The organism is Nocardioides sp. (assembly GCF_035503875.1).
Taxonomy (GTDB): Bacteria; Actinomycetota; Actinomycetes; order Propionibacteriales; family Nocardioidaceae; genus Nocardioides.
Map to the genome: position 1 here is coordinate 1 of NZ_DATJTA010000027.1, position 2,427 is coordinate 2,427.

Consider the following 2,427-nt stretch of genomic DNA (forward strand, 5'->3'; position numbering starts at 1 on the left):
GCCGCGGATGCCGATGGCGTTGCCGAGCACCATGATCCGCGCGTTCGAGGTCCGCCGGGTGAGCGCCGCCGCCATCAGGTTCGGCGACGGCATCAGCCCGTAGGCGGACTGGTGGTGCTCGTTGACCGCGATCCCGTCGAAGCCGAGCTGGTCCGCGTACTCGAGCTCGTCCAGGTAGCGCGCGTACAGCGCCGACCCGAGGGCCGGGTCGAAGTTCGCGTTCGGGTAGGTCAGCGCGGACGAGTCGTACTTCGAGTCGAAGTCGTCCGGCAGGTGCGGGTACGGCATCAGGTGGAAGAAGCTGAACTTCACCGGCTGACTCCGCTCTCGGCGAGGGGGGCAAGGGGGTGCGACGCCAGGAATGACGCCACCAGCGCGGCGAACTCGGCCGGCCGCTCGACGTGCATCGCGTGCCCGCACTCGGCGACCTCGGCGTAGTCGGCGCCGCCGATCAGCGCGGCGTAGCGCCGCGCGTGCGCGACCGGGACCAGCCGGTCGTCGGACGGCGCGACGACCAGGGTGGGCGCGGTGATCCGGCCCAGCCGCCGCTCGAGCTTGGGGTCGGACAGGTAGGGCGCCCACGAGAACCGGGCCAGCGACGTCGCCTCGCGGTAAGAGGCGATGATCGCGTCAAGGTCGGGGGCCGCGCCTGGGGGCGGCGGCGCAGGCGGCGGAACGAGCAGCGGATCGTGAAACAGCGCCGACGCCAGCTTCGCCGGGGACATCAGGAAGACGTCCGCGACCGGGTGGTCGGGCAGTCGCAGGCCCGCCGCCGACAGCAGCGTGAGCGACCCGATCAGGTGCGGCGAGTGCACGGCGACCTCGGCCGCGATCCACCCGCCGAATGACGCCCCGACGACGTGCGGTCGGTCCAGGCCGAGCCCGTCGAGCACGTCCAGGTAGTGGTACACCAGGTCGTCGATGGCCTCGACCTCGGGGAAGTCGTCGGACTGGCCGAATCCGGGATGGTCGGGCGCGATCACCTCGAACCCGGCCCCCGCCAACTGCGCGTGGAACGGAAGCCAGGCCCCCGCCCCGCCCGCTGCGTGCAGGAACAGCACCGGCTCGCCCGCCCCGCCCCGGAGCAGGTGCACCCTCCCCCCGGCAAGTTCGAGAAACTCCTCCGTCGGCGCGACTGCTGTCACTGCGCTGCCTCCTACCGGGTCGGCCCGCTACCGCACGTGTGAGCCCAGAATCCGTTGCCGCCGCGATCGCAGTCAAGGCGGTGGAACGCGCTCCTATGACCCGCTGTGCACGGCAACGATCACCGTCAGCCGACTTTGGTGGCTCGGGTCTAGCCGCGCTGGCCGAAACGCCGCCAGTGAACGTACGCTGATCGGATGGACGGTGTTGGCGCTAGCCAGGGACGTGACCAGGTCGACGCCACGGTCTTCAGGGATACGCTCGCCCGGGTACCGACCCCGGTGACGGTGGTGACCTCGCACGTGGACCGCAAGCCGCACGGCACCACGGTGAGCGCGTTCTCGTCGCTCTCCCTCGACCCGCCGATGATCCTGGTCTCGCTTGACCAGCGCTCCGACCTGCTGAAGATCATCTCCGACACGGGCCGGTTCGGCGTGAACGTGCTCGCGGTCGGACAGCAGACCCTGGCGACCGCGTTCGCCAGGAAGGGCGACGACAAGTTCGCCGACGTCGCCTGGTACATGGACCACGGCGCGCCCCGGCTGGCGGGCAAGGGCCAGTGGCTCGTCTGCCGCACCGAGCAGCTGATCACCGCTGGCGACCACGTCATCATCATCGGCCTGGTCGAGCACGCCGACACCCACTCGTTCGAGCCGCTCCTGTATCGCCAGCGCTCCTACGGCACCGTCACCCACATGCGATCCTGACCCGGCCGACTGGGTAGGGACACCACCGGGAATAGCAACACGCCCTCGTTTGCTTCCGATACATGCAAACGCATATATCGCCTGGGAGGCCTGCCATGCAGTTCGGACTCTTCTCGGTCAGCGACATCACCCGCGACCCGACCACCAACTACACGCCGAGCGAGGCGGAGCGCATCGACGCGGTGGTGAAGATCGCGCAGAAGACCGAGGAAGTCGGCATGGACGTGTTTGCCATCGGCGAGCACCACAACCCGCCCTTCTTCAGCAGCTCGCCGACCACCCTGCTGGCCTACATCGCCGCGACGACCAAGCGCCTCGTCGTCACCACGTCGACCACGCTGATCACGACCAACGACCCGGTGCGGATCGCCGAGGAGTACGCGATGCTCCAGCACCTGTCCAAGGGCCGGATGGACCTGATGATCGGCCGCGGCAACACCGCCCCGGTCTACCCCTGGTTCGGCCAGGACATCCGCGAGGGCCTGCCGCTCGCGCTCGAGAACTACAACCTGCTGCACCGGCTGTGGCGCGAGGACGTGGTGGACTGGAAGGGCAAGTACCGGACCGCGCTGCAGGG

Annotated in this window: 4 protein-coding genes; 2 read left to right on the top strand and 2 right to left on the bottom strand. The window is 69.3% G+C overall.

Features of this window, described 5'->3' with window-relative positions:
* Both VMF51_RS06710 and VMF51_RS06715 read right to left on the bottom strand, forming a co-directional pair.
* Positions 1-312, bottom strand: a 312-nt coding sequence (locus tag VMF51_RS06710) for an LLM class flavin-dependent oxidoreductase (protein WP_325473638.1), incomplete at its 3' end; no start/stop codon positions are given.
* Complete coding sequence (locus VMF51_RS06715; RefSeq protein WP_325473639.1) at positions 309-1,094, bottom strand: alpha/beta fold hydrolase; 786 nt, start codon at positions 1,092-1,094, stop codon at positions 309-311. The genes VMF51_RS06710 and VMF51_RS06715, both read right to left, overlap by 4 nt.
* A gap of 246 nt (positions 1,095-1,340) precedes the next feature.
* Between VMF51_RS06715 and VMF51_RS06720 the strand changes: the two genes are divergently transcribed.
* Together VMF51_RS06720 and VMF51_RS06725 are read left to right on the top strand one after the other, a co-directional pair.
* Positions 1,341-1,850, top strand: a complete 510-nt coding sequence (locus tag VMF51_RS06720) for a flavin reductase family protein (RefSeq protein ID WP_325473640.1) — start codon at positions 1,341-1,343, stop codon at positions 1,848-1,850.
* 95 nt (positions 1,851-1,945) lie between these two features.
* The coding region (locus tag VMF51_RS06725) for an LLM class flavin-dependent oxidoreductase (protein WP_325473641.1) at positions 1,946-2,427 on the top strand (482 nt) is incomplete at its 3' end.